Genomic DNA, 24,071 nt, shown 5'->3' on the forward strand with positions numbered 1-24,071 from the left:
CCAGGGGCAAGCGTCAGGCCTTCGGCCTGTCGGCCGTCCTGTCGGGGGAGCTCCCCGCCTTGCCGGCCGTCTTGCCCGCGGGGCTTCCCGCCGTGTCGGCCTTGTCGGCTTGGTCTGCCGCATCGTCCTCGACGGCCTTGTCGGGACCGACGGCATCCTCGCCGGTCTTGGCGGCCTCGTCGGCCCCGGCGTCCTCGTCGGCCCCCGGCTCGACGATCTCCTCACGTCCAGGCCGCTTCCTCGCCGAAACGGCGATGTAGGCGACCGCGGCGAGGAAGACGACGATCGCCGTCCAGTTGTTCAGCCGCATGCCCAGCACGTGGTGGGCGTCGTCCACCCGCATGTACTCGATCCAGAATCGCCCGACGGTGTAGGCGGCGACGTACAGCGCGAACGCCCTGCCGTGCCCCAGCTTGAACCGCCGGTCCGCCCAGATCACCACGAGCGCCACCCCGACACACCACAGCGACTCGTAGAGGAACGTCGGGTGGTACGTGGCCATGTCGGGGGTGTCGACAGGGCGGTGCGCCGGGTCGATCTCCAGCGCCCAGGGCAGGTCGGTCGGCCGCCCGAACAGCTCCTGGTTGAACCAGTTGCCCCAGCGGCCCAGCGCCTGCGCCAGCACGATGCCCGGCGCCACGGCGTCCGCGTAGGCGGGCAGCGGAATGCCGCGACGGCGGCAGCCGATCCACGCGCCCAGCGCGCCCAGCGCGATCGCACCCCAGATCCCCAGGCCGCCGTCCCAGATGCGGAAGGCGTCCACCGGGTTGCGGCCCTCACCGAAGTAGAGCTGGTAGTCGGTGACGACGTGGTAGAGCCGGCCGCCGACCAGGCCGAACGGCACGGCCCACACGGCGATGTCGGCGACCGTCCCGGGCCGCCCGCCCCGAGCGACCCACCGGCGCCCACCGAGCCAGACCGCGACGAAGACGCCGGCGATGATGCAGAGCGCGTAACCGCGCAGCGGGATCGGCCCGAGATGGATCTCGCCGGCCGACGGACTGGGGATAAAGGCAAGGGTCTCCATGGCGCACCCGACGCTACCGTGCCCGGCGGCGCCCCGGGCAATCAGGCCGCACAACGGCTGCATAACGGCCGCCGCGGCCCGCGAGCCCAGCAAGACGAGAGGCCCTAGCTCTTGCGCTCCACCATCTTCTTCAGCTTCTGCGGTGTCAGCGGATTCGACTGGTCGGCGTAGATGTTCTTGCCGTCCAGCAAAACCGTGGGCGTTCCCTGGTGGCCCGAGGCGCCGAAGCTCTCGCTGGAGCGGCGCACCCACGCGTCGTGCTTCCCCGTGGACACGCACTCCTCGAACGCCGGGGAGACCAGCCCCTCGACCTTCTTCGCCAGCTCGAGCAGCCGCTTCGTGCTCGCGAACGCGTCGTCCTGCTCGGCCGGCTGGTTGCGGTAGAGCACGTCGTGGTAGGCCTCGAACTTCCCCCGGTCCTTGGCGCAGACCGCCGCGTTGGCCGCCTCCTCGGAGCCGCTGCCGCCCATGTTCTTGTCGATGAGCGCCACCAGGTGGTACTCGGCCCGAAGCTTGCCCGCCTTCTCCAGGCTCTTGATCGTGCTCCGGTAGGTGTTCTCGAACTGACCACACGCGGGGCAGCGGAAGTCCTCGTAGACGGTGAGCTTGGCCGGAGCGCCCTTGTCGCCCACGGTGATCGGCTTCGCCGACTGGCTGTTGTCCGCCTCGCCGCCACCGGTCTGGTGGGCGACGGTCGCCCCGACGCCCGTGGCGACCGCCAGCGCGCCGATCACCGCCGCGGCGACCTTCACGGTGCGGCGGCGCTTCTCGGAGGCCTTGTGTCGTTGCTGTTCGGCCCGCAAGCGGTCGCGGGCCGAGGTCTTGTTCTGAGTCACGCCCGGCCCAACGAGGGGTTCCGCCCGTGGCGGGGGGCCGACGTGAGGACTTCACCCGAAAGATGCTTTGCCCTAGCGGGGGGTCGCACCTCCCATGGTCTTCCCCTTCTTTCGTGAGGGTGCCCTCGGCCGTGGTTGGGGCGCTCCGCCCCCAAACCCCCGGGGCCTCGCCGGCCAGGCGTTGGGGCGGCTCCTCCCCCAGACTCCGTCCGGGGGGACCCCCACCCCAACTGCCCCCCGCTACGGGGGCTCCGCCCCCCTAGGAGCCCCCGCAGGGAGAGGGGGCGGGCGCCTTTGTCGGGGTGCCCGCCCCAGGGGTGTGCTCAGCGCCGGACGCTCTCGGCCAGGGACGTCGCCAGCTCGCGGACATCCGCGAGCCCCGCCTCCAGGTCATCCGCGGCCAGCAGCCGTTTGACGAACGCGGAGCCCACGATCACGCCGTCGGCGAAGGTGGCGACCTCCGCGGCCTGCGCGGGGGTGGAGACACCCAGGCCGACGCAGACCGGCAGGTCGGCGCCGGTGCGGACGCGGGAGACCAGCTCCCGCGCCTCCGCACCGACGGACTCGCGCGTGCCGGTGACGCCCATCAGGGACGCCGCGTAGACGAAGCCGCTGCCCGCCTCGGTGATCCGGGCCAGGCGCGCGTCGCGGCTGCTGGGGGCGACGACGAAGACCGTCGCGAGGCCGGCCCGCTCGGCGGCCTTGCGCCAGCCGTCGGACTCCTCGACGGGCAGGTCGGGCAGGATGCACCCGGCGCCGCCCGCTGCCGCCAGCTCCTCGGCGAAGCGTTCGGCGCCGTACCGGTCGACGGGGTTCCAGTAGGTCATGATCAGCACCGGCTTGCCGGTGGCGGCGTGCGCCTCGCGGACCGTGCGGATCACGTCCGCGATCCGCACACCGCCCTTCAGGGCGATGGTGTCGGCCGTCTGGATGACGGGTCCGTCCATGACGGGGTCGCTGTGCGGCAGCCCGACCTCGACGACGTCGCAGCCGCTCTCCAGGAGCGCCGTGCAGGCCGCGATGCCCCCCTCGACGGTGGGGAAGCCGGCGGGCAGGTAGCCGACGAGCGCGGCCCGGTTCCCGGCCTTGGCGCGTGCCAGGGTCTGCTCCAGGAGTGCGATGTTCCCGCTGCTCATTTCTGGTCCTCCCCGTCGTAGAGGCCGAAGTAGCGCGCGGCCGTGTCCATGTCCTTGTCGCCGCGTCCGGAGAGGTTCACCAGGACGAGGGACTCGGGGCCCAGCTCCCGGCCCAGGTCGAGGGCGCCCGCGAGCGCGTGCGCGCTCTCGATCGCCGGGATGATGCCCTCGGTCTCCGAGAGCAGCCGCAGTGCGCGCATCGCCGCCTCGTCGGTGACGGGACGGTACTCGCCGCGCCCGCTGTCCTTGAGGTAGGCGTGCTCGGGGCCGATGCCCGGGTAGTCGAGCCCGGCGGAGATCGAGTAGGGCTCGGTGATCTGCCCCTCGTCGTCCTGGAGGACGTAGGAGCGCGAACCGTGCAGGATGCCGGGCTCGCCCGCCGTGAGGGTGGCGGCGTGCTCGCCGGAGTCCACGCCGTGCCCGGCCGCCTCGAAGCCGACGATCCGCACGTCGGCGTCGGGCAGGAACGCGTGGAAGAGGCCGATCGCGTTGGAGCCGCCGCCCACGCAGGCCGCGACGGCGTCCGGCAGCCGTCCGGTGCGCTGAAGGATCTGGCGGCGCGCCTCGACGCCGATGACGCGGTGGAAGTCGCGGACGATCTGCGGGAAGGGGTGCGGACCCGCGACGGTGCCGAACAGGTAGTGGGTGCGGTCCACGTTCGCCACCCAGTCGCGGAACGCCTCGTTGATGGCGTCCTTGAGGGTGCGGCTGCCCGAGGTGACGGGGACGACCTCGGCGCCGAGCATCCGCATGCGGGCGACGTTCAGCGCCTGGCGCTCGGTGTCGATCTCCCCCATGTAGATGGTGCACTCCAGGCCGAAGAGGGCGCAGGCGGTGGCGGTGGCCACGCCGTGCTGGCCCGCGCCGGTCTCGGCGATGACGCGGGGCTTGCCCATGCGCTTGGTGAGCAGCGCCTGGCCGAGCACGTTGTTGATCTTGTGGGAGCCGGTGTGGTTGAGGTCCTCGCGCTTGAGGAACACCCGGGCGCCGCCCGCGTGTTCGGCGAACCGCTTGACCTCGGTCAGGGCGCTGGGACGGCCCGTGTAGTCGACGAGCAGCTCGTCGAGCTCGGCGGCGAAGGCGGGGTCCGCCTTCGCCTTCTCGTACTCCGCGGCCACCTCGTCGACGGCGGCGACGAGGGCCTCGGGGATGAACTTCCCGCCGAACGCGCCGAAGTAGCCGGCGACGTTGGGACTGTGACCCTCAGGGTCGGGGATGAAGTAGTCGGATGGCATGCCGATGGTGCTCCTTGGTGTGGGCTGACGCCGATGTCCTGGCCCTGCTCGTGCCCGTGCCCGGTGAGCCGGCGACCCACGGGGTCCGGGAAGCGGGTTCCCCCGGACGGCGTCCGGGGGAGGATGAGGGAAGCGTCAGCGCCATCGGCGGCCGCGGATCACACCGGGCTCGCAGCCGATGTGATACCGCACCGAACGCCCCCGCACCCGCCGCGCGGGGGCACGGCACCCGCGCGGCCTGCACCCGCGCGCCAGCGCGAGGGAGCACAGGGAGACGGAGGCGGTCACGGTCTCAGCCCCTGCCGTGCCGCAGGGCCGGGTGGGCGCCGGCCGCGACCAGGTCGGAGACGGCGGTCCTGGGGTCCTTGCCGGTCACCAGGGACTCCCCCACCAGCACGGCGTCGGCGCCCTCGTTCGCGTAGGCGATCAGGTCGTGGGGGCCGCGCACGCCGGATTCGGCGACCTTGACGACGTGGTCGGGGATCTCCGGGGCGATGCGGGTGAAGTTGCCCCGGTCGACCTCCAGGGTCTTGAGGTTGCGCGCGTTGACCCCGATGATCCTGGCTCCGGCGTCGAGGGCCCGCTCGGTCTCCTCCTCGTCGTGGACCTCGACCAGCGGCGTGAGCCCGATGGACTCGGCGCGCTCGATGAGGGAGACGAGCGCTTCTTGTTCGAGCGCGGCGACGATCAGCAGGATAACGTCGGCACCGTGCGCGCGGGCCTCCCACAGCTGGTAGGAGGAGAAGATGAAGTCCTTGCGCAGCACCGGGATGTCCACGCGGGCGCGGACGGCCTCGAGGTCGGCGAGTGAGCCGCCGAAGCGGCGGCGTTCGGTGAGGACGGAGATGACGCCCGCGCCGCCCGCCTCGTAGTCGGCGGCGAGCCCGGCGGGGTCGGCGATGGCGGCGAGCGCGCCCTTGGAGGGGCTGGAGCGCTTGACCTCGCAGATCACCCGGACGCTGTCGCCCTTGAGCGCGGCGAGCCCGTCCTTGGCCTGGGGCGCTCGGGCCACGCGCTCTTTGAGCTCGTCGAGGGTGACGCGCGCCTGCCGCTCGGCGAGGTCCTCACGTACGCCTTCGATGATCTCGTTGAGCACACTCACCGAGCGACCTCCTTGCTGGCTGGGTTTGGCTGGCTGACGGGCCCTCGCGGGCGGGCGAGGGTGGTCAGGTGGGGCACTGCGATGGTATCCGCCGGTGGACGGAGGTCTCGCATCCGGTTGCACCGAATCCCACATAGCGGACAAATCGAGGGAGCGGTCCGCATCGCGGGTGACGACCTCGTCACCGGGGGTCAGACGGGGCGACGCGGCTCACGGAGTCAGCGCCGTCCCCAGGGGCGTGTTCCGGACAACCGTGAACGCCGCCAGCAGCACCCCCGCGGCCCAGGCGTGCCACACCCGGGGCCGCACCGGGAGGGCGAAGGGACGCGCCCCGGCGGCCCGGACGGTCCAGTACAGCCAGCCGAGGGCGAGGACGGCGAAGAGGGCGACGGCCGCCGCGTTCGCGCCCAGCGCGGTGACCAGGTCACCGTGCGCGACGGCGTGGGCGCTGCGCAGCCCGCCGCAGGCGGGGCAGTAGAGCCCGGTGGCGGCCAGGAAGGGGCAGGGCGGGTAGTGCCCCGGCTGGTTCGGGTCGACGGCGGCGACATACACGAAGGCCGCGCCCGCCGCGGCCAGAGAGCCGAGGGGCGCGGCCAGCCGCGGCACCGCGCCGGTCAGGCGGTGCCGCACCGTCGCGGCGTACTGCCGTTGCCTCAGGAGTGCGCCTTGGCGTGGGGCTCGTGGGTCCTGCGCGCCTCGTCGTGCTGCTGCTTGTGCGCCCGGGCCTGCTCGGCGTTCATGCCCTTCGACTTCGTCTGGCCGAGCCCCATCGCGCTCATGACGCCGCCGACCACGGCGGCCAGCAGGAGAAGGGCCAGCCCGGCGATCACACCGGCAGGCTGCGCCATCACCGTGAAGACGGAGGCAACGCAGAAACCGACGAAGGCGATGAGCACGCCGGTCCAGGCGGCCGGGGTGTGTCCGTGGCTGTGCGCCATGAATACTCCTTGAGTCACAACGTGAAAGAGGGCCACCGGGCCCGTTGCCTGCTCATTCTCCCCCTTCCACACGCCGGCGACAGCACGGGGGTCGCCCGTGCGGGCCACTCGGGGCCCACCGGGCGTCCGCGCGCCCTTCGGGCGCCGCGGGTTCAGGCGGTGCCGTGCGTGGGATCCTCGCCCCGGTCCATGGCCTTCCACAGGTCCTCGGGGCGGTCGGGGTCGACCCGCTGCGCGCGGGTGGCCCGCTGCCGCAGCGGCACGCGCTCGTAGCGGGCGCTGCCCGACATGGAGGGCCAGGTCCGCCCGTAGCGCAGGGCGAGCAGGCCGGCGAGCAGCAGCAGCGCGCCGCCCGCGGCCGAGACGTAGGGCCAGGCGGTGACGTCGACGGCGCCGATCCCGCTGTCCGTCAGACCGCTGGTCTTGGCCGCCTGCTCGGTCAGCGGTCCGGTGTCGTCCGCGCCCAGCAGCGCGGCGGCCATGACGGCGCCGCCGCAGACGGTGAGCAGCCCGGCGACGAGGTAGCGCCCCAGGCGGCGTACGGCGAAGACGGCGACGAGCGCGGCGAGGCCGACCAGGGCGAGCGCGCTGGGCAGGCCCGTGACGTCGCCGCCCTCGGCGCTGACGGGGACCGTGCCCTGCGCGAACGCGGCGCTCGACTCGCTCCACGTCTGTCCCGCGGCGACCAGCGCGAGCGCGGCGCCCACCGCACCGCACAGCAGCGCCGCCGCGAGCGCGACGCGGGGCGCGCGGGAGCGCGCGCCACCGGCGTCGGGGGCCGCGGTCCCGGTGCCGGCCTCGGCGGCGGGAGTACCGGTGTCGGCCTCGGCGGCCGGGGGGCCGGAGTCGGCCGGGTCCGTCTCGGCGTCCGGGGCGGGGGGTGGAGAAGTCACCCTTCCACGCTACCCCCGAGCCGTTCGGCCGTTCGGACCGCCCTCAGTACGGCCGCGGCCTTGTTGGCGCACTCGGTGTCCTCGGCCACGGGTTCCGAGTCGGCGACGACGCCCGCGCCCGCCTGCACGTACGCCACCCCGTCGCGCAGCAGTGCGGTGCGGATGGCGATGGCCGTGTCGGAGTCGCCGGCGAAGTCGAGATAGCCGACACAGCCGCCGTAGACCCCGCGCCTGGTCGGCTCCAGCTCCTCGATGATCTGCAGCGCCCGGGGTTTGGGCGCTCCCGAGAGGGTGCCGGCGGGGAAGCAGGCGGTCAGCGCGTCGAACGCCGTACGGCCCTGGGCGAGTTGTCCCGTGACGGTGGAGACGATGTGCATGACGTGGCTGTAGCGCTCGATCGACATGAAGTCGACGACCTCGACGCTGCCGGGCTCGCAGACCCGCCCCAGGTCGTTGCGGCCCAGGTCCACCAGCATCAGGTGCTCGGCCCGCTCCTTGGGATCGGCCAGCAGTTCCTCCGCCAGCGCCGCGTCCTCGCCCGGGGTGGCGCCGCGCGGCCGCGTGCCCGCGATGGGGTGCATCAGGGCGCGCCCGTCCTCGACCTTGACCAGCGCCTCGGGGCTGGAGCCGACGATGTCGAACCCGTCGAAGCGCAGCAGGTACATGTACGGGCTGGGGTTGGTGGCACGCAGCACCCGGTAGACGTCCAGCGCGCTCGCACCGCAGGGGGTCTCGAAGCGCTGCGAGGGCACCACCTGGAACGCCTCGCCGCCGCGGATGCGCTCCTTGATGTCCTCCACCCAGCCCCGGTAGGTGGCGCCGCCGGACCTGGCGTCGATGTCGGGGAGTTCGGACGGCGGGAGGGAGACGGGGGCGACCGGTGCGGGGCGGGCGAGGTCGGCGGCCATCGCGTCCAGCCGGCGCACGGCGCCGGCGTGCGCCTCCTCGACCCCGGTGTCCAGGTCGTTGTGGTTGATCGCGTTGGCGATCAGCAGCACCGTGCCGTCGCGGTGGTCGAGCACGGCCAGGTCCGAGGTGAGCAGCATGGTCAGCTCGGGCAGGTCGAGATCGTCGATGGTGTCGGGGTGGTGGCCCACCTTCTCCAGACGCTGGACGATGTCGTAGCCGAGGTAGCCGACCATGCCGCCGGTGAACGGCGGCAGGTCTCCGGCCTCGTGCAGGTCACGGGGGGTGTGCAGGGCCTCCACGGTCGCGCGGAGCGCGGCCAGCGGGTCGCCGTCGACGGGCACGCCCACCGGCGGGGTGCCCTCCCAGTGCGCCCGGCCGTCCCGCACGGTCAGCGCGGCGTCGCTGCGTACGCCCACGAAGGAGTACCGCGACCAGGTGCGGCCGTTCTCGGCGGACTCCAGCAGGAAGGTGCCGGGGCGCTCGGCGGCCAGCTTGCGGTACAGGGCGATGGGGGTGTCGCCGTCGGCCAGCACGCGGCGGGTCACGGGGATGACCCGCCGGTCCTTGGCGAGCCTGCGGAACGTTTCGAGGTCGGGCGCCGTCATGGCCCCTCACCCTACTGGCAGGCGCGGCGCCTCCCGTTCAGTCGTGGGACAGCAGCACGTCTCAGTCGTGGGACAGCAGCACGTCGGCGTCGAAGCACGTCCGCTCGCCGGTGTGGCAGGCGGCGCCGACCTGGTCGACCTTGAGCAGAACGGTGTCGGCGTCGCAGTCGAGTGCGACGGACCTGACCCGCTGCACGTGCCCCGAGGTGTCGCCCTTCACCCAGTACTCCCGCCTGCTGCGGCTCCAGTAGGTGGCACGCCCCGAGGTCAGGGTGCGGTGGAGCGCCTCGTCGTCCATCCACCCCAGCATCAGCACCTCCCCGGTGTCGTACTGCTGGGCGATCGCGGGGACGAGGCCGTCCGCGTTGCGCTTGAGGCGGGCGGCGACGGCGGGGTCGAGGGAGCTGCGCTGGGACATGGGCCCATTGTCCCGCACTCCGCGCGGCAGCGGTCGCGGACACACCTCGCGCACAGCCGGGCACTGACCGCGTGCCCGCCGTACCCTGGCGGCATGTCGACCCATGCGAAGCGAGAACGACTCCTTTTCGCCGATCTGTTGGAGACGCACGGCCCCGAGGCCCCCACCCTGTGCGAGGGGTGGCGGACCCGCGACCTGGCGGCGCACGTCGTCGTGCGGGAGCGCCGCAGCGACGCCGCGGGCGGCCTGCTGATCAAGCCGCTGGCCGCCCGACTCGAACGGGTGCAGGCCGAGTTCGCCGCGAAGCCGTACGACGAACTGATCCAGCTCATCCGCACCGGACCGCCGCGGATGTCGCCCTTCGCCCTCAAGCAGGTGGACGAGGCGGCGAACACGGTGGAGTTCTTCATCCACACCGAAGACATCCGCCGCGCGCAGCCCGACTGGGCGCCGCGCGAGCTGGACTCCGTCTTCGAGGACGCGCTGTGGCGCCGCCTGGAGACGGCGGCGCGGATGTACGGCCGCAAGTCCCCCGTCGGTCTCGTGCTGCGGCGGCCGAACGGGCAGACCGCCGTCGCCCACCGCGGCACCCCCGTCGTCACGGGTGTGGGGGCCCCTTCGGAGCTGCTGCTGCTCGCCTCGGGCCGCCAGGAGCACGCCGACGTCGAGCTGGACGGCGAGAAGGAGGCCGTCGACCGCCTGCGCCAGGCGAAGCTGGGCATGTGAGGAAGCCCCGAGGGGCGAACCAGGGCCGAACCAGGGGGAGTTCGGGGTCTCCCCCGATGGAGGGGCGGCCGCGGCCCGGGAGTGTGGAGGCATGTTCTCCTCGCCTTCTCGTCTCTCCCGCCGCCTCCCCTCCCGCAGAGCCCTGCTCACCGGTGTCGCCGGCGGCGCGGCGGCGGCCGCCGTCGGCACCCCCGCGCCGGGCGCCGTCGCCGCGCCGCCCCCGGCCGGGGCGAGCGGTACGACGCTGCCGCCGCCCGTCGGGCGGGCGTTGCGCGCGGCCGTCGACGACCTGGCGCACCCCCGCTCGTCGGGCGCTCAGCTGCGCGTCAGCGGGTCGGCGGGCCGCTGGTACGGGACCTCCGGCGTGGCGGACCCGGCCACAGGCCGGCCCATCGGACTGAACGACAAGGTACGCGCCGGCAGTGTGACCAAGGCGTTCGTGGCGACGGCGGCGTTGCAGCTCGTCGAGGAGGGACGGCTGGAGCTGCGCACCCCGGTCCGGGACCACCTGCCCGACCTGCTGCCGGAGCGGTTCGGCGCCGTCACCGTCGCGCAGCTGCTCGACCACACCAGCGGCCTGCCCGACCACGTGGGCCTTCCGGACATGAGCACACCCGAGGCGGTGGTGCGGCACCGCTTCGACCGGTGGACCCCGCGGCAGCTCGTGGAGACGGTCACCGGCGGTGAGCTGAAGTTCGCGCCGGGCACGGCACAGGAGTACCGCGGCATCAACTACGTACTGGCCGCGCTGGTGATCGAGCGCGTGACGGGGCGCCCCTACGGCATCGAGATCCGCGACCGCGTCCTGCGTCCGCTGCGCCTGGGCCACACCTCCTTCCCCTCGGCGCAGGGGAACGAGCGGCGGCTGCGCGGTCCGCACGTGCACGGCTGCCTGGAGATGAGCGACGGCTCGCTGAGGGACGTCACCGTGTTCGACTCGTCCCGCTCGTGGGCGGACGGCGAGATCGTCTCCAGCTCCGGCGACCTGCACCGCTTCCTGACGGCGCTCTTCTCCGGGGCGCTGCTGCCCGAGCGTCAGCTGCGGAAGATGTTCACGCTGCCGCCGCGGCACGTGCGGATGGCCGACGGCAGCCCGGCCCGCTACAGCACCGGGCTGCAGACCGTCACGGTCAACGGCGTCACCCTGTGGGGCAAGACCGGTGAGCAGTACGGCTACGCCACGGCCGTCTTCGCCACCCGTGACCAGCGGCTGCGGCTGGCGTGGACGTTCAGCCCCGTGGAGCTGGGGGCCGACCCGTCACCGATGAGCCAACGGATCGCCGAGGCCGCGACGGGGGCTCTGGCGGACGCACAGCGGTGACGGGTGCGGCGTGCCCGTTGGTGTTCACGGCTTGCGGCCGACGCCTCCATAGAGCGGGGAGAACTCGGTGGCGCCCGCGCCCTGCGCCTCGGGCCGCCACAGCGGGCACGAGACGACGCCGGGCTCGACCAGCTCCAGCCCGTCCAGGAACCCGGCCACCTGCTCGGGGCTGCGCGGCCGGTAGGGCACGGCGCCGCTGCGGTTGTAGTCGGCCAGTCCCTTCACGTAGCGGGGGTCGGTGTCGGTGCCGTCGCGGACCGCCAGGTAGCTGCCGGAGGGCAGGGCTTCCACCAGCCGCCGCACGATCGAGACGGCCTCGTCGTAGTCGGCCACATGCGCCAGGATGCCCATGAGCATCACCGCGACGGGCCGGTCGAAGTCGAGGGTGCGGGCGGCCTGCCGCAGGATCGTCTCCGGGTCCTCGACGTCGGCCTCGATGTAGTCGGTGGCGCCCTGGGGGTCGCTGGTGAGCAGGGCGTTGGCGTGGGCGAGCACGAGGGGGTCGTTGTCGACGTAGACGATCCGGGACTCCGGGGCGGCCCGCTGGGCGACCTCGTGGGTGTTGTCGACGGTCGGCAGCCCCGTCCCGATGTCGAGGAACTGGCGGATGCCCGCCTCCTCGACCAGGTAGCGCACGGTGCGTCCGATGAAGTGCCGTCCGACGCGGGCGAGGGTCACGATGTCGGGGAAGACGGCCCGGATGCGTTCGCCCGCCTCGCGGTCGACCTCGTAGCAGTCCTTGCCGCCGGTCCAGTAGTCCCAGATCCGCGCCGAGTGCGGCACGGAGGAGTCGATCCGGTCCGCCCGGTCCGCCTTGCGAGGGGCATCCGCCATGAGTGAACTCCCGTTCGTCTGCGTTGCTGCCACCAACCTATGCCGTCAACTGCTCGCTGTCGTCCGCCGACTGCTACTGGGACACCGTCGTCAGCCGCTCGGTCAGGATGTGCTGGAGTTCGCCGGCCGCGCGGGTCGGCGAGACGTCGCCGCGGTGGGCGACGGAGATGGTGCGGTGGAGCCCGGGGGACGCGAAGCGGGTGACCCGCAGCCCTGAGCGGGCCGCGACCATGCTGGGCACGACCGCCAGCCCGAGGCCCGCCCGGACGAAGCCGAGCACGGCGTCCATCTCGCCGCCCTCCACGCCGAAGACCGGCTCGAATCCGGCCTCGCGGCAGGCGGCGACCGTCAGCTCCCGCAGGTCGTAGCCGCGCCGGAACATCGCCAGCGGGCGGCCCCGCAGGTCCTCCACGCGAATGCGGGAGCGGCGCACCGGCGCGGGCTCGTCCGGCGGGGAGACGACGACCAGTTCCTCCCTGAGCAGCTCGGAGGTGCTCAGCACGGGGCCCTGCCCGGCGAGCGGGGTGATGATCAGCGCCAGGTCGAGTTCGCCCTCCGCCAGCACCCGCACCAGATCCTGGGAACCGCCCTCGTGCACGACCAGGTCGACGCCCGGGTAGCGGTCGCGGAAGGCGCGCAGCACGTCGGGGACGAGGCTGGCGCACAGGCTGGGCGGGGCCCCCAGGCGCACCCGGCCGCGGCGCAGCTGCGCGACCTCCTGCACCTCGCGGCGTGCGGTCTCGGTGTCGGCCAGCACCCGGCGGGCCATCGGCAGCAGGGCGGCTCCCGCGTCGGTGAGGGAGATGTGGCCGCGCGCCCGGTGGAAGAGCTCGGCCCCCAGCTCCCGCTCCAGTGCGCGGATCTGCTGGGAGAGGGAGGGCTGGGCCACGTGCTCGCGCTGGGCCGCGCGCGTGAAGTGGCGGGTGTCGGCGACGGCCACGAAGTAGCGGAGCTGCTGGAGCTGCATGGGTCCAGGATACGGAAGCACGATAGCCACCACCTATGGTACGCAACTGTTTCATGTCTTGGACTGATGCCCGATCGCTTCCCTACCTTCGTGGCCATGGCGACGGCGACGCGCACCCCTCCCTCCCCCGCCGGGCAGAGCACCCCGCGGGCCACCCCGCCCCCACGGCCGCGGCGGGGCGGCCTCCCGCGGGCCCTGTGGGGCTCCACGATCGGCAAGAAGGCGGTCATGGCGGTCAGCGGGCTGGTCATGCTGGCCTACCTGGTCGCGCACATGCTCGGGAACCTGAAGGTGTTCTTCGGCCCGGACGACATGAACGGCTACGCGCACTGGCTGCGGACCCTCGGTGAGCCGGTGCTGCACCACGGGTGGTTCCTGTGGGTGGTGCGGGTGGTGCTGCTTACGGCCGTCGTCCTGCACGGCGTCTGCGCCTGGCAGCTCAGCCGGCGCGACCTCGCGGCCCGCCCCGTCGGCTACCGGCACCGGCGGCACCGCGCGAGCTACGCGACCCGCACCATGCGCTGGGGCGGGATCATCATCGCCCTGTTCCTCGTCTGGCACCTGCTGGACCTGACGACGGGCACCGTCAACCCGCGCGGCCAGGCAGGACACCCCTACGAGAACATCGTCGCCGGGTTCGGCACCTGGTACACGAACGTCATCTACTGCGTCGCCATGCTCGCCGTCGGACTGCACGTCCAGCACGGCTTCTGGAGCGCGGCGCAGACCCTGGGCGTGACCCGGCCGGGCCTCGCGCGGCTGTGCAAGGGCGGCTCCACGGTGCTCGCCGTGGTGCTCACCGCCGGCTTCCTGTCCGTACCCCTCGGCGTCATGACCGGATTGGTGGAGTGATGAGCACCCCGTACACCCGCTATGCGACCGGCGCCCCCGTCGCCGACACCAAGGCACCGGACGGGCCGATCGAGCAGCGCTGGACCCGGCGCCGCTTCGAGGCGAAGCTGGTCAACCCGGCCAACCGGCGCAAGCACACCGTCATCGTCGTCGGCACCGGGCTGGCGGGCGGCTCGGCGGGCGCCACGCTGGCCGAGGCCGGCTACCGCGTGGTGCAGTTCTGCTACCAGGACTCCCCGCGCCGCGCCCACTCGGTCGCCGCGCAGGGCGGCATCAACGCGGCGAAGAACTACCGCAACGACGGCGATTCCGTGTACCGCCTCTTCTACGACACGGTCAAGGGCGGCGACTTCCGCTCCCGCGAGTCGGGCGTGCACCGGCTGGCGGAGATCTCGACCGCGATCATCGACCAGTGCGTCGCCCAGGGCGTGCCGTTCGCCCGCGAGTACGGCGGGCTGCTGGACACCCGCTCCTTCGGCGGCGTCCAGGTCTCCCGCACCTTCTACGCCCGCGGCCAGACCGGACAGCAACTGCTGCTCGGCGCCTACCAGGCGCTCTCCCGGCAGATCGCCGCCGGCAGCGTCGAGATGCACCCGCGCACCGAGATGCTCGACCTGCTCGTCATCGACGGGCGGGCCCGCGGCATCGTCGCCCGGGACCTGCTCACCGGCCGCGTCGACACCTATACCGCGGACGCCGTGGTGCTGGCGACCGGCGGCTACGGCAACGTCTTCCACCTGTCCACCAACGCCAAGAACTCCAACGCGACCGCGATCTGGCGCGCTCACCGCAGGGGTGCCTACTTCGCCAACCCCTGCTTCACCCAGATCCACCCCACCTGCATCCCGCGCTCCGGCGACCACCAGTCGAAGCTGACGCTGATGAGCGAGTCGCTGCGCAACGACGGCCGCGTCTGGGTTCCCAAGGCGCCCGGCGACGCGCGCGCCCCGCAGGACGTCCCCGAGGACGAGCGGGACTACTACCTGGAGCGCCTCTACCCCTCCTTCGGCAACCTGGTGCCCCGCGACATCGCCTCCCGCGCGGCGAAGAACGTCTGCGACGAGGGGCGGGGCGTGGGCCCCGGCGGACATGGGGTCTACCTCGACTTCGCCGACGCCCTCGCCCGGATGGGGCGGGCGGCCGTCGAGGAGAAGTACGGCAACCTCTTCGAGATGTACGCGCGCATCACCGCCGAGGACCCCTGGACGCGGCCCATGCGCATCTACCCGGCCATCCACTACACGATGGGCGGGCTGTGGGTGGACTACGACCTGATGACGACGGTCCCCGGGCTGTTCGCCGTCGGCGAGGCCAACTTCTCCGACCACGGCGCCAACCGGCTCGGCGCCTCCGCGCTCATGCAGGGCCTGGCCGACGGCTACTTCGTCCTCCCTGCCACCCTCGGCGACTACCTGGCCCGCCACCCGCACGAGGACCGCGAGGACCCCGGCGAGAACCACCCGGCGATCCACGAGGCGACCCGCGCGGTCACCGACCGCCTCGACGCGCTGCTGTCCACCGAAGGCGACCGCACCCCCGAGTCCTTCCACCGCGAACTGGGCGCTCTGCTGTGGGACCACTGCGGCATGTCCCGCACCGAGGAAGGGCTGCGCAAGGCGCTGGAGCGCATCCCCGAGCTGCGCGCCGAGTTCTGGCGGCGGGTCAGGGTGCCGGGATCCGGCCGGGCCCTCAACCAGTCGCTGGAGAAGGCCAACCGGGTGGCCGACCATCTGGAGCTGGCCGAACTCATGTGCCTGGACGCGCTGCACCGCACCGAGTCCTGCGGCGGCCACTTCCGCGAGGAGTCGCGCACCGCGGACGGCGAGGCCGCGCGCAAGGACGAGGAGTTCGGCTACGTCGCCGCCTGGGAGTTCACCGGCGCCGGCCGGGCGCCCGCACTGCATCCCGAGGCCCTCCACTTCGCCCACGTCCACCCCACCCAGCGGAGCTACACGTGAACCTGACCCTGCGGATCTGGCGGCAGCCAGGCGCCGAAGCGCCCGGCGAGATGGTCACCTACGAGGTGGACGGCATCTCCCCCGACATGTCGTTCCTGGAGATGCTCGACACGCTCAACGAGACCCTGACCGCACGCGGCGAGGAGCCGGTCGCCTTCGACCACGACTGCCGCGAGGGCATCTGCGGCGCCTGCGGCATGGTCATCAACGGCCGGGCCCACGGCCCGGAGCGCACCACCACCTGCCAGCTCCACATGCGCCACTTCGCGGACGGCGACACCGTCGACATCGAGCCCTGGCGCGCCGCCGCGTTCCCCGTCGTACGGGACCTGGTGGTCGACCGCTCCGCCCTCGACCGGGTCGTCGGCGCGGGCGGCTACATCACCGCACCCACCGGATCCGCCCCCGAGGCACACGCGACCGCCGTACCGAAACCCGCGGCCGACGCCGCGTTCGCGCACGCCGAGTGCATCGGCTGCGGCGCCTGTGTGGCCGCCTGCCCCAACGGCTCGGCCATGCTGTTCACCTCCGCCAAGGTCAACCACCTGGGCGCGCTGCCGCAGGGGGCGCCCGAGCGGGAGAGCCGGGTGCTGGGGATGGTCGAGCAGATGGACGCCGAGGGGTTCGGCGGCTGCACCCTGGCAGGCGAGTGCGCCACCGCCTGCCCCAAGGGCATCCCCATGCCGTCGATCGCCGCCATGAACAGGGAGTACCTGCGGGCCGCCGCGAAACAGTGAGGCACCTACACTCGGGGCACGATGAGTGATCCTTCGCGCCCCACCCTTCCCGAACTGGCCCGCCAGGCCCTCTCCTCGGTGCAGCACGGCTACGACCTGCTGGCGCCGAAGTTCGACCACACGTCCTACCGCACTCCGGAGGCGGTACTGGACGCGGCGGCCGAAGTCCTCGCGCCGCAGGGCCCGTTCGGTGACGGTCTCGACCTGTGCTGCGGCACCGGCGCGGGCACCCGGGTGCTCCGCCGGGTGTGCGGCGGGCGCACCGTGGGCGCGGACTTCAGCGCGGGCATGCTCGCGGAGGCCAGGTTCCGGTGGGCGACCGATCCTGACCCCGCACCGCACTGGGTGCGCGGTGAGGCACACGCGCTGCCGTTCCGTCCGTCGACGTTCGACCTGGTCGTGAGCTTCGGCGCCTTCGGGCACTTCCTGCCGGCGCAGCGGCCGCACCTGTTCGGCCAGGTCCGCGAAGTGCTCCACGAGGGCGGTACGTTCGCGTTCCCGCTCGCCGCCCCGCCGCGCCCGGGGACGGCGGCCTACTTCTCGCTGCTCGGCTTCGACGCGGCGATGCGCGTCCGCAACGCCGTGTGGCGGCCGCCCTTCGTCATGTACTACCGCACCTGGCCGCTGGCCGCCGTCCGCCGCGACCTGGCGGAGGCGGGCTTCGACGTCGCGCTGCGGGCACTGCCCGCGCTGGGCCGGCGCGAGGACGGCTCCCCGCGCTGCCGGCTCCTCGTCGCGACCAAACGGCCTGCCACGGCCGGCACCGCACCGAAGAAGGGAACCCCATGACCGAGAAGGAGCTCCGGACCGAGGAGCGGACCGAGACAGGGACCGAGACAGGGACCGAGACGCTGCCCTCCGAGCCCGACCGGGAGCCCACCGAGGCCACCGAGCCCTCCGAGGCCGCCCCTGGCGTGGAGGACGACGCCTGGTGGTCGGGCATGGGGCCGGTCGGCGGCGCCGTCTTGATCGTGCTCGGCTCCGTCAGCGCGCTGTTCCTCTTCCTCGGACCGTGGAAGCCCGACGACCACCTGGGGATCGCCTTCGGCTTCGCCAAGGTCGTGGCCGTCGGCCTGGTGGTGACGGGCACGACCCTGCTGAGCCGACGGCGCGGCACGGACGGTGCCGACGGCGAGGAGGCCTGAATAGCCCCGCAAGGGCCGCGGGGCCCCGGGGCCCTGCCGCAGCCGCAGCCGCAGCCGCAGGAGAAGCGCTACCCGCGCCGCGACCTGCGCAGCGCCTCGCCGCCGAGGCCCAGCAGCGCCCAGAACCCGCCCTTGGGCATCGCCGCGGCGCCCACCGCGCCCACGCCCAGCAGCGTGGCGCCCGCGGCGCGTTGCGCGGCGGTGTCCCCGTGCTCCTCGGCTGAGCGCAGCAGCCGGCCGCCCATCCACAGGGCGGGGGCCGCGGCCAGGAACCAGAAGGCGGCGGCGCGATCGCCGCGCTCGGGCACGGAGCCGACCACACCGGCACGCGCCATGTCCGCGAGCACGTCGCGGTAGAGCACGGCGCCGATCGCCCCGTGTCCGACCGCGGTCGCCTGGACCCACCACCCCACCGAACGTCGCCTCATGGGGCGATCGTAGGCGCTTTCAGCGCACCGGACAGTCCGCCTCGCGCAGAGTCTGCTTGGCCTCGCCGATGCGCAGGTCGCCGAAGTGGAAGACGGAGGCGGCCAGTACGGCGTCGGCTCCGGCGCCGATGGCGGCCGGGAAGTGGTCGAGGCGCCCGGCGCCGCCTGAGGCGATGACGGGGATGGTGACGTGTGCGCGGACGGCGGCGATCATCTCGGTGTCGTAGCCGTCCTTGGTGCCGTCGGCGTCCATGGAGTTGAGCAGGATCTCCCCTGCGCCCAGTTCGGCGGCGCGGTGGGCCCACTCGACGGCGTCGACGCCGGTACCGCGCCGTCCGCCGTGGGTGGTGACCTCGAACCCGGTGCCCTCGGCGCGGCGCCGCGCGTCGACGGAGAGCACGAGCACCTGGCGGCCGAAGCGTTCGGCGATCTCCCGGATGAGCTCGGGGCGGGCGATCGCGGCGGTGTTGACGCCGACCTTGTCGGCGCCGGCGCGCAGCAGCCTGTTCACGTCATCGGGGGTGCGGACGCCACCGCCGACGGTCAGCGGGATGAAGACCTGCTCGGCGGTGCGCCGTACCACCTCGTAGGTGGTCTCGCGGTCGCCGGAGGAGGCGGTGATGTCGAGGAACGTCAGCTCGTCGGCGCCCTCGGCGTCGTAGACCTTCGCCATCTCCACGGGGTCGCCCGCGTCGCGCAGGTTCTGGAAGTTGACGCCCTTGACGACCCGCCCCGCGTCGACGTCCAGACAGGGGATGACTCGGACGGCGAGGCTCATGCCTGTGGTGCTCCTTCTGCTGCTGGGTCCGGCTGCGCCCGGTACGCCTCGACCTCCACCTCGACCACGAGGCTGGGGTCGACGAAACCGGAGACGATCACCATCGACGCGGCCGGGCGCACCTCGCCGAACAGTTCCTTGTGGGCGCGGCCGACCTCGTCCACGTCCCGCGTGTGGGTGAGGAACATGCGGGTCCGCACCACGTCCTCGGCGCCCAGGCCGAGCCCCTTGAGGGCTTCCAGGGCGACCGAGAACGCGTTGACCGTCTGCTCGTAGGGGCCGCCCTCGGCGATCACCCCGTCCACCACCGAGGTGCAGCCCGCCACCAGGACCAGCCCGTTCGGCAGTTCCACGGCGCGGGAGTAGCCGAACCGCTCCTCCCAGGGGCCGCCGGACGCCACTCGGTGTGTTCCGGTCATCGGGCAACCGCCTCCAACGCTTCTTCCAGGGTGAACGCCTTGGCGTAGAGCGCCTTTCCCACGATGGCCCCCTCGACACCTTCCGGCACCAGAGAGGCGATCGCCCGCAGGTCGTCGAGGCTGGACACGCCGCCGCTGGCGACGACGGGCCGGTCGGTGCGGGCGCACACGTTACGCAGGAGCTCCAGGTTGGGGCCCTTGAGGGTGCCGTCCTTGGCGATGTCGGTGACGACGTAGCGGGCACAGCCCTCGGCGTCCAGACGGGCCAGCGTCTCGTACAGGTCGCCGCCGTCGCGGGTCCAGCCGCGGCCGCGCAGGGTGGTGCCGCGCACGTCGAGGCCGACGGCGACCGCCTCGCCGTGCTCGGCGATGACCTTGGCGACCCACTCGGGGGACTCCAGCGCGGCGGTGCCCAGGTTGACGCGGCGGCAGCCGGTGGCCAGCGCCGCCTGAAGGGAGGCGTCGTCGCGGATGCCGCCGGACAGCTCGACCTTCACGTCCATCGCGCGGGCGACCTCGGCGATCTGCGCGCGGTTGTCCCCGGTGCCGAACGCGGCGTCCAGATCGACCAGGTGCAGCCACTCGGCACCGGCCCGCTGCCAGGCCAGTGCCGCCTCCAGCGGATCACCGTAGGACGTCTCGGAACCGGACTCGCCGTGGACGAGACGGACGGCCTGGCCGTCCCGGACGTCGACGGCGGGCAGCAGCTCAAGCCGGTTGCTCACGGCGCTCTCGCTCTCGGTGCTCTCGGGGCCGACGGAAACCGGCGTCGGCGGGGTCACAGGGCTTCGATCCAGTTGCGCAACAACTGGGCTCCGGCGTCGCCGGACTTCTCGGGGTGGAACTGGGTGGCCCACAGCGGCCCGTTCTCCACGGCGGAGACGAACCGGCTGCCGTGCGTCGTCCAGCTGACGGCCGGGGGCCTGAGCGCCGGGTTGGCCGTCTCCAGCTCCCAGTCGTGCACCGCGTAGGAGTGCACGAAGTAGTAGCGCTCGTCGGCCGGCAGCCCCGCGAACAGGCGCGAGCCGGCCGGGGCTTCCACCGTGTTCCATCCCATGTGCGGCACGGGGTGCTCGGCGTCGGTGGCCAGCGGTCCCACGGTGCCGGGCCACTCGTCCATGCCGTCGGCTTCCTCGCCGTGCTCGATGCCGCGCGAGAAGAGGATCTGCATGCCGACGCAGATCCCCATGACGGGACGGCCGCCGGCCAGCCGCCGCCCGATGACCCAGTGGCCGCGCGCCTCGGTCAGCCCACGCATGCAGGCGGCGAACGCGCCGACACCGGGCACGAGGAGGCCGTCGGCGTTCATGGCCTTGTCGTAGTCGCGGGTGATCTCCACGCGGGCGCCTGCCCGCTCCACGGCCCGCTCGGCGGAGCGCACGTTGCCGAAGCCGTAGTCGAAGACCACGACGCTCTTGCCCGCACTCATCACGACCACCAGTCCAGTCGCAGGATTCCGGCCAGCAGCGCGAGGGCGGACGCCGCACCGAGCAGCACGACGACCCCCTTGGGCAGCTGCTGCTTCCAAAACGAGATGGCTCCGCCCGCCAGGAAGAGCCCGACGAAGATCAGGAGCGCGGCAAGCCCTGTCATGGCATCTCTCCGTTCGCTTCCCCGCCCGCGCGGCCTGCGGGCTTCTTGCCCGTGTGCCGCCCGGCAGCCGCGCGCGCTCCCCCAGCGACCTCCCCCAGCCTCCGGCCGGGCGGTGCCCCCAGGCGGTGCCCCCAGCTCACAGAGCGCCCTTGGTGGAGGGGATCCCCGTCTGCCGGGGGTCGATCTCGCTGGCGTAGCGCAGGGCGCGGGCCAGCGCCTTGAACTGGCACTCCACGATGTGGTGCGCGTTACGCCCGTACGGGACGTGGACGTGCAGCGCGACCTGCGCCTGGGCCACGAAGGACTCCAGGATGTGCCGGGTCATCGTCGTGTCGTAGGAGCCGATCATCGGGGCGATGTTCTCGGGCTCGGTGTGCACGAGGTAGGGGCGGCCCGACAGGTCGACCGTCACCTGGGCGAGCGACTCGTCCAGCGGCACCGAGGCGTTCGCGAACCTGACGATGCCGCGCTTGTCCCCGAGCGCCTGGCGGAAGGCGGCGCCGAGCGCCAGCGAGGTGTCCTCGATGGTGTGGTGGCTGTCGATGTGCAGGTCGCCGTCGGTCTTGACCGTCAGGTCGAACAGACCGTGGCGGCCGAGCTGGTCGAGCATGTGGTCGTAGAAGCCCACACCCGTCGAGACGTCGACCACGCCGGTGCCGTCGAGATCGATCTCGACGGTGACGGACGTCTCCTTGGTGGTGCGCTCCACCCGGCCCTTGCGCGTCATGCTTCGCTCTTCTCCTTCAGCTCCTTCGTCACGGCTCGCACCGCGTCGAGGAAGGCGTCGTTCTCCTGAGGCGTCCCCGCCGAGACCCGCAGCCAGCCGGGCACACCGTTGTCCCTGACCAGCACCCCGTGCTCCAGCAGCGCCTCCCACACCGCGTGGGATCCGGCCGCCCCCTCGAAGCGGCCGAACTGCACGAAGTTGGCGTCCGACTCGGTGACCTCGCACCCCAGGGCCCGCAGCTCGCGCACCAGCCGGTCGCGTTCGGTCTTCAGCTGCTCGACGTAGCCGAGCAGGGTGTCGGTGTACTCCAGCGCCGCCAGCGCGGTGGCCTGGGTGACGGCCGAGAGGTGGTACGGCAGCCGCACCAGCTGCACCGCGTCGACCACGGCCGGGTCGGCGGCCAGGTAGCCCAGCCGCAGCCCGGCGGCGCCGAACGCCTTGGACATGGTGCGCGAGAGCACCAGCGTGGGGCGGCCCTCGATCAGCGGCAGCAGCGAGGGGCGGTGCGAGAACTCGCCGTACGCCTCGTCCACCACCACCAGCGCGCCGTGTTCGGGGCGCGCCGCCTGCGCGGCCTCGTACAGCGCGAGCACCGTCTCCTCGGCGACGGCCGTGCCGGTCGGGTTGTTGGGCGAGCAGATGAAGACCACGTCGGGCCGGTGCTCGGCGATGGCGGCGACGGCGGCCTCGGTGTCGATGGTGAAGTCGTCGTTGCGCGGCCCGGAGATCCAGCCGGTGCCGGTGCCGCGCGAGATCAGCGCGTGCATCGAGTACGACGGCTCGAAGCCCAGTGCGACCCTGCCGGGGCCGCCGAAGGCCTGGAGGAGCTGCTGGAGCACCTCGTTGGAGCCGTTGGCCGCCCACACCTGCGCGCGGGCGACGGGGTGCCCCGCGGTGCGCGAGAGGTAGTCCGCGAGGCGGGTCCGCAGCTCGACCGCGTCCCGGTCGGGGTAGCGGTTCAGGTCGCGGGCCGCCTCGGTGACGCGCTCGGCGATCCGGGCGACCAGCTCCTCGGGGAGCGGGTAGGGGTTCTCGTTCGTGTTCAGCCGTACCGGCACGTCCAGCTGGGGCGCGCCGTAGGGGGACTTGCCGCGCAGCTCCTCGCGGAGGGGGAGTTCGTCGAGAGTGCTCACGAGTCTTCGGGGACCTTCCATCCGAACCTCGCCCGCAGGGCCGCGCCGTGGGCCGGCAGGTCCTCCGCGTCGGCGAGGGCCACCACGTGCGAGGTGACCTCGGCGAGTGCTTCCTTCGTGTAGTCCACGACGTGGATGCCGCGCAGGAAGGACTGGACCGACAGGCCCGAGGAGTGGCAGGCGCAGCCGCCGGTGGGCAGCACGTGGTTGGAGCCCGCCGCGTAGTCGCCGAGCGAGACGGGCGCGAACGCGCCGACGAAGACGGCGCCCGCGTTGACGACCCGGGCCGCCCATCCGGCGGCGTCCTCGGTCTGGATCTCCAGGTGCTCGGCGGCGTACGCGTTGACGACGGCCAGACCGCTGTCCAAAGAGTCGACGAGCACGATGCCCGACTGCCGGCCCGCGAGCGCCTCGGCGATGCGCTCGCTGTGCTTGGTGGCGGGCACCTGCGCCGCCAGCTCCGCCTCGACGGCCCCGGCCAGCGCCTCTGAGGGGGTGACGAGAACGGCGGCGGCCACCACGTCGTGCTCGGCCTGGCTGATCAGGTCGGCGGCGACGTGGGCCGGGTCGGCGGAGTCGTCGGCGAGGATGGCGATCTCCGTGGGCCCTGCCTCGGAGTCGATGCCGATGACGCCCTTGAGCAGCCGCTTGGCGGCCGCCACGTAGATGTTGCCGGGGCCCGTGACCAGCTGCACCGGGGCGCACTCGGCGGTGCCGTACGCGAACATCGCCACAGCCTGGGCGCCGCCGGCCGCGTACACCTCGTCCACGCCCAGCAGCGCGCAGGCGGCCAGGATCGTGGGGTGCGGCAGGCCGCCGAACTCCTTCTGAGCGGGCGAGGCGACGGCCAGCGCGCCGACGCCGGCCTCCTGCGCGGGCACCACGTTCATCACGACCGACGACGGGTAGACGGCCCGGCCGCCCGGTACGTACAGGCCGACGCGCTCGACGGGCACCCACCGCTCGGTGACGGTGCCGCCCGGCACGACCCGCACCGTGGAGTCGGTGCGCCGCTGGTCGTGGTGGACGATCCGGGCCCGCCTGATCGACTCCTCCAGCGCGGCCCGCACGGCCGGATCCAGCTCCTCGAGCGCCTTCGCCAGCGCCTCGGCCGGCACCCGCGACCGCTCCAGCCGGACGCCGTCGAACTTCTCCGTGTACTCGATCACCGCCGCCGCGCCACGATGCCGCACGTCGTCGCAGATGGGCCGCACCTTGTGCAGGGCGGCCTCGACGTCGAGCTCGGCACGGGGCAGCAGGTCGCGGTCGATGGTTCCGCCCGCGGCGGGCGAGGAACCACGCAGATCGATTCGGGAGATCACACCTCCAAGTCTCTCAGACCCGCGGCGCGTGT

The 24,071-nt window shown here is 73.0% G+C and carries 29 protein-coding genes; 7 read left to right on the top strand and 22 right to left on the bottom strand.

All coding sequences use genetic code 11. From position 1 onward, the window contains the following. Positions 1–13: 13 nt before the first annotated feature. The 11 genes from lgt to hisI all read right to left on the bottom strand — a co-directional run bounded on the left by lgt (position 14) and on the right by hisI (position 9,099). Positions 14–1,027: a prolipoprotein diacylglyceryl transferase gene (lgt, locus tag MMF93_RS08245; protein ID WP_242750545.1), complete on the bottom strand. Its 1,014-nt coding sequence runs from the start codon at positions 1,025–1,027 to the stop codon at positions 14–16. Between the two features lie 104 nt (positions 1,028–1,131). After that, entirely contained in the window at positions 1,132–1,863 is a 732-nt protein-coding gene (locus tag MMF93_RS08250; protein ID WP_242750546.1) for a DsbA family protein, read from the bottom strand. 323 nt (positions 1,864–2,186) lie between these two features. Continuing rightward, positions 2,187–2,999: a tryptophan synthase subunit alpha gene (trpA, locus tag MMF93_RS08255; protein WP_242750547.1), complete on the bottom strand. Its 813-nt coding sequence runs from the start codon at positions 2,997–2,999 to the stop codon at positions 2,187–2,189. Beyond that, complete coding sequence (gene trpB / locus MMF93_RS08260; protein WP_242750548.1) at positions 2,996–4,234, bottom strand: tryptophan synthase subunit beta; 1,239 nt, start codon at positions 4,232–4,234, stop codon at positions 2,996–2,998. The genes trpA and trpB overlap by 4 nt, the downstream gene beginning before the upstream one ends. 135 nt (positions 4,235–4,369) lie before the next feature. Beyond that, positions 4,370–4,522, bottom strand: coding sequence for a tryptophan biosynthesis modulator TrpM (gene trpM, locus MMF93_RS33670; RefSeq protein WP_369126522.1), 153 nt, complete (start codon positions 4,520–4,522; stop codon positions 4,370–4,372). Between the two features lie 4 nt (positions 4,523–4,526). Beyond that, positions 4,527–5,336, bottom strand: coding sequence for an indole-3-glycerol phosphate synthase TrpC (trpC, locus tag MMF93_RS08265; RefSeq protein WP_242750549.1), 810 nt, complete (start codon positions 5,334–5,336; stop codon positions 4,527–4,529). Between the two features lie 210 nt (positions 5,337–5,546). Continuing rightward, complete coding sequence (locus MMF93_RS08270; RefSeq protein ID WP_242750550.1) at positions 5,547–5,966, bottom strand: DUF2752 domain-containing protein; 420 nt, start codon at positions 5,964–5,966, stop codon at positions 5,547–5,549. A 23-nt stretch (positions 5,967–5,989) separates the two neighbouring features. Next, positions 5,990–6,274: an HGxxPAAW family protein gene (locus MMF93_RS08275; RefSeq protein WP_242750551.1), complete on the bottom strand. Its 285-nt coding sequence runs from the start codon at positions 6,272–6,274 to the stop codon at positions 5,990–5,992. Positions 6,275–6,426: 152 nt separating this feature from the next. Continuing rightward, positions 6,427–7,167 carry a TIGR02234 family membrane protein gene (locus MMF93_RS08280; protein ID WP_242750552.1) on the bottom strand — a complete coding sequence of 247 codons (741 nt, stop codon included), beginning with the start codon at positions 7,165–7,167 and terminating at the stop codon, positions 6,427–6,429. Further along, positions 7,164–8,681, bottom strand: coding sequence for an anthranilate synthase component I (locus MMF93_RS08285; protein ID WP_242750553.1), 1,518 nt, complete (start codon positions 8,679–8,681; stop codon positions 7,164–7,166). Before MMF93_RS08285 ends, MMF93_RS08280 begins: the two co-directional genes overlap by 4 nt. Positions 8,682–8,742: 61 nt before the next feature. After that, positions 8,743–9,099 carry a phosphoribosyl-AMP cyclohydrolase gene (gene hisI, locus MMF93_RS08290; RefSeq protein WP_242750554.1) on the bottom strand — a complete coding sequence of 119 codons (357 nt, stop codon included), beginning with the start codon at positions 9,097–9,099 and terminating at the stop codon, positions 8,743–8,745. 93 nt (positions 9,100–9,192) lie between these two features. Between hisI and MMF93_RS08295 the strand changes: the two genes are divergently transcribed. Together MMF93_RS08295 and MMF93_RS08300 are read left to right on the top strand one after the other, a co-directional pair. Continuing rightward, on the top strand, positions 9,193–9,825 hold the full coding sequence (locus tag MMF93_RS08295) for a TIGR03085 family metal-binding protein (protein WP_242750555.1): 633 nt from the start codon (positions 9,193–9,195) through the stop codon (positions 9,823–9,825). Positions 9,826–9,916: 91 nt separating this feature from the next. Further along, complete coding sequence (locus MMF93_RS08300; protein WP_242750556.1) at positions 9,917–11,146, top strand: serine hydrolase domain-containing protein; 1,230 nt, start codon at positions 9,917–9,919, stop codon at positions 11,144–11,146. A 24-nt stretch (positions 11,147–11,170) separates the two neighbouring features. On the opposite strand, the gene MMF93_RS08305 is transcribed toward MMF93_RS08300, so the two are convergent. Continuing rightward, positions 11,171–11,980, bottom strand: a complete 810-nt coding sequence (locus MMF93_RS08305) for an SAM-dependent methyltransferase (protein ID WP_242750557.1) — start codon at positions 11,978–11,980, stop codon at positions 11,171–11,173. A gap of 73 nt (positions 11,981–12,053) precedes the next feature. Then, entirely contained in the window at positions 12,054–12,947 is an 894-nt protein-coding gene (locus MMF93_RS08310; RefSeq protein ID WP_242750558.1) for a LysR family transcriptional regulator, read from the bottom strand. Positions 12,948–13,043: 96 nt separating this feature from the next. Here MMF93_RS08310 and MMF93_RS08315 point away from each other — a divergent pair, with 96 nt between their 5' ends. Genes MMF93_RS08315 through MMF93_RS08335 form a run of 5 tightly spaced genes read left to right on the top strand, consistent with a single transcriptional unit; the run spans position 13,044 to position 17,639 of the window. Continuing rightward, a complete protein-coding gene (locus tag MMF93_RS08315) occupies positions 13,044–13,799 on the top strand; it encodes a succinate dehydrogenase cytochrome b subunit (protein WP_242750559.1) in 756 nt (251 codons plus the stop codon). Next, positions 13,799–15,757, top strand: a complete 1,959-nt coding sequence (locus MMF93_RS08320; RefSeq protein WP_242750560.1) for a fumarate reductase/succinate dehydrogenase flavoprotein subunit — start codon at positions 13,799–13,801, stop codon at positions 15,755–15,757. The genes MMF93_RS08315 and MMF93_RS08320 overlap by 1 nt, the downstream gene beginning before the upstream one ends. Further along, complete coding sequence (locus tag MMF93_RS08325; protein WP_242750561.1) at positions 15,754–16,494, top strand: succinate dehydrogenase/fumarate reductase iron-sulfur subunit; 741 nt, start codon at positions 15,754–15,756, stop codon at positions 16,492–16,494. Before MMF93_RS08320 ends, MMF93_RS08325 begins: the two co-directional genes overlap by 4 nt. A 21-nt stretch (positions 16,495–16,515) precedes the next feature. Then, positions 16,516–17,283: a class I SAM-dependent methyltransferase gene (locus MMF93_RS08330; protein ID WP_242750562.1), complete on the top strand. Its 768-nt coding sequence runs from the start codon at positions 16,516–16,518 to the stop codon at positions 17,281–17,283. Continuing rightward, positions 17,280–17,639, top strand: a complete 360-nt coding sequence (locus MMF93_RS08335; protein WP_242750563.1) for a hypothetical protein — start codon at positions 17,280–17,282, stop codon at positions 17,637–17,639. Before MMF93_RS08330 ends, MMF93_RS08335 begins: the two co-directional genes overlap by 4 nt. Positions 17,640–17,707: 68 nt before the next feature. Here the strand turns inward: MMF93_RS08335 and MMF93_RS08340 are convergent, their stop codons facing one another. From MMF93_RS08340 to hisD, 9 genes are all read right to left on the bottom strand, one after another. After that, a complete protein-coding gene (locus MMF93_RS08340) occupies positions 17,708–18,067 on the bottom strand; it encodes a DUF6463 family protein (protein ID WP_242750564.1) in 360 nt (119 codons plus the stop codon). Positions 18,068–18,086: 19 nt separating this feature from the next. Next, entirely contained in the window at positions 18,087–18,845 is a 759-nt protein-coding gene (hisF, locus tag MMF93_RS08345) for an imidazole glycerol phosphate synthase subunit HisF (protein ID WP_242750565.1), read from the bottom strand. Further along, positions 18,842–19,264, bottom strand: coding sequence for a RidA family protein (locus MMF93_RS08350; RefSeq protein ID WP_242750566.1), 423 nt, complete (start codon positions 19,262–19,264; stop codon positions 18,842–18,844). The genes hisF and MMF93_RS08350 overlap by 4 nt, the downstream gene beginning before the upstream one ends. Further along, positions 19,261–19,989: a bifunctional 1-(5-phosphoribosyl)-5-((5-phosphoribosylamino)methylideneamino)imidazole-4-carboxamide isomerase/phosphoribosylanthranilate isomerase PriA gene (gene priA, locus MMF93_RS08355; RefSeq protein WP_242750567.1), complete on the bottom strand. Its 729-nt coding sequence runs from the start codon at positions 19,987–19,989 to the stop codon at positions 19,261–19,263. The genes MMF93_RS08350 and priA overlap by 4 nt, the downstream gene beginning before the upstream one ends. A 53-nt stretch (positions 19,990–20,042) precedes the next feature. Then, on the bottom strand, positions 20,043–20,693 hold the full coding sequence (hisH, locus tag MMF93_RS08360) for an imidazole glycerol phosphate synthase subunit HisH (protein WP_242750568.1): 651 nt from the start codon (positions 20,691–20,693) through the stop codon (positions 20,043–20,045). After that, on the bottom strand, positions 20,693–20,857 hold the full coding sequence (locus MMF93_RS08365) for a hypothetical protein (RefSeq protein ID WP_181856503.1): 165 nt from the start codon (positions 20,855–20,857) through the stop codon (positions 20,693–20,695). Before MMF93_RS08365 ends, hisH begins: the two co-directional genes overlap by 1 nt. A gap of 136 nt (positions 20,858–20,993) precedes the next feature. After that, a complete protein-coding gene (gene hisB / locus MMF93_RS08370; protein WP_242750569.1) occupies positions 20,994–21,584 on the bottom strand; it encodes an imidazoleglycerol-phosphate dehydratase HisB in 591 nt (196 codons plus the stop codon). Further along, positions 21,581–22,717, bottom strand: coding sequence for a histidinol-phosphate transaminase (locus MMF93_RS08375; protein WP_242750570.1), 1,137 nt, complete (start codon positions 22,715–22,717; stop codon positions 21,581–21,583). The genes hisB and MMF93_RS08375 overlap by 4 nt, the downstream gene beginning before the upstream one ends. Then, positions 22,714–24,039 carry a histidinol dehydrogenase gene (hisD, locus tag MMF93_RS08380; RefSeq protein ID WP_242750571.1) on the bottom strand — a complete coding sequence of 442 codons (1,326 nt, stop codon included), beginning with the start codon at positions 24,037–24,039 and terminating at the stop codon, positions 22,714–22,716. The genes MMF93_RS08375 and hisD overlap by 4 nt, the downstream gene beginning before the upstream one ends. Positions 24,040–24,071 lie beyond the last annotated feature (32 nt).

The organism is Streptomyces tubbatahanensis, assembly GCF_022699385.1.
In the GTDB taxonomy this organism is placed as follows: domain Bacteria; phylum Actinomycetota; class Actinomycetes; order Streptomycetales; family Streptomycetaceae; genus Streptomyces; species Streptomyces diacarni.

Coding starts and splice junctions, on each gene's coding strand:
- lgt (WP_242750545.1), bottom strand. CDS start 1,027: ATGGAGACCCTTGCCTTTATCCCCAGTCCGTCGGCCGGCGAGATCCAT.
- trpA (WP_242750547.1), bottom strand. CDS start 2,999: ATGAGCAGCGGGAACATCGCACTCCTGGAGCAGACCCTGGCACGCGCC.
- trpB (WP_242750548.1), bottom strand. CDS start 4,234: ATGCCATCCGACTACTTCATCCCCGACCCTGAGGGTCACAGTCCCAAC.
- MMF93_RS08275 (WP_242750551.1), bottom strand. CDS start 6,274: ATGGCGCACAGCCACGGACACACCCCGGCCGCCTGGACCGGCGTGCTC.
- MMF93_RS08285 (WP_242750553.1), bottom strand. CDS start 8,681: ATGACGGCGCCCGACCTCGAAACGTTCCGCAGGCTCGCCAAGGACCGG.
- hisI (WP_242750554.1), bottom strand. CDS start 9,099: ATGTCCCAGCGCAGCTCCCTCGACCCCGCCGTCGCCGCCCGCCTCAAG.
- MMF93_RS08295 (WP_242750555.1), top strand. CDS start 9,193: ATGTCGACCCATGCGAAGCGAGAACGACTCCTTTTCGCCGATCTGTTG.
- MMF93_RS08300 (WP_242750556.1), top strand. CDS start 9,917: ATGTTCTCCTCGCCTTCTCGTCTCTCCCGCCGCCTCCCCTCCCGCAGA.
- MMF93_RS08305 (WP_242750557.1), bottom strand. CDS start 11,980: ATGGCGGATGCCCCTCGCAAGGCGGACCGGGCGGACCGGATCGACTCC.
- MMF93_RS08310 (WP_242750558.1), bottom strand. CDS start 12,947: ATGCAGCTCCAGCAGCTCCGCTACTTCGTGGCCGTCGCCGACACCCGC.
- MMF93_RS08315 (WP_242750559.1), top strand. CDS start 13,044: ATGGCGACGGCGACGCGCACCCCTCCCTCCCCCGCCGGGCAGAGCACC.
- MMF93_RS08320 (WP_242750560.1), top strand. CDS start 13,799: ATGAGCACCCCGTACACCCGCTATGCGACCGGCGCCCCCGTCGCCGAC.
- MMF93_RS08330 (WP_242750562.1), top strand. CDS start 16,516: ATGAGTGATCCTTCGCGCCCCACCCTTCCCGAACTGGCCCGCCAGGCC.
- MMF93_RS08335 (WP_242750563.1), top strand. CDS start 17,280: ATGACCGAGAAGGAGCTCCGGACCGAGGAGCGGACCGAGACAGGGACC.
- MMF93_RS08340 (WP_242750564.1), bottom strand. CDS start 18,067: ATGAGGCGACGTTCGGTGGGGTGGTGGGTCCAGGCGACCGCGGTCGGA.
- hisF (WP_242750565.1), bottom strand. CDS start 18,845: ATGAGCCTCGCCGTCCGAGTCATCCCCTGTCTGGACGTCGACGCGGGG.
- MMF93_RS08350 (WP_242750566.1), bottom strand. CDS start 19,264: ATGACCGGAACACACCGAGTGGCGTCCGGCGGCCCCTGGGAGGAGCGG.
- hisH (WP_242750568.1), bottom strand. CDS start 20,693: ATGAGTGCGGGCAAGAGCGTCGTGGTCTTCGACTACGGCTTCGGCAAC.
- MMF93_RS08365 (WP_181856503.1), bottom strand. CDS start 20,857: ATGACAGGGCTTGCCGCGCTCCTGATCTTCGTCGGGCTCTTCCTGGCG.
- hisB (WP_242750569.1), bottom strand. CDS start 21,584: ATGACGCGCAAGGGCCGGGTGGAGCGCACCACCAAGGAGACGTCCGTC.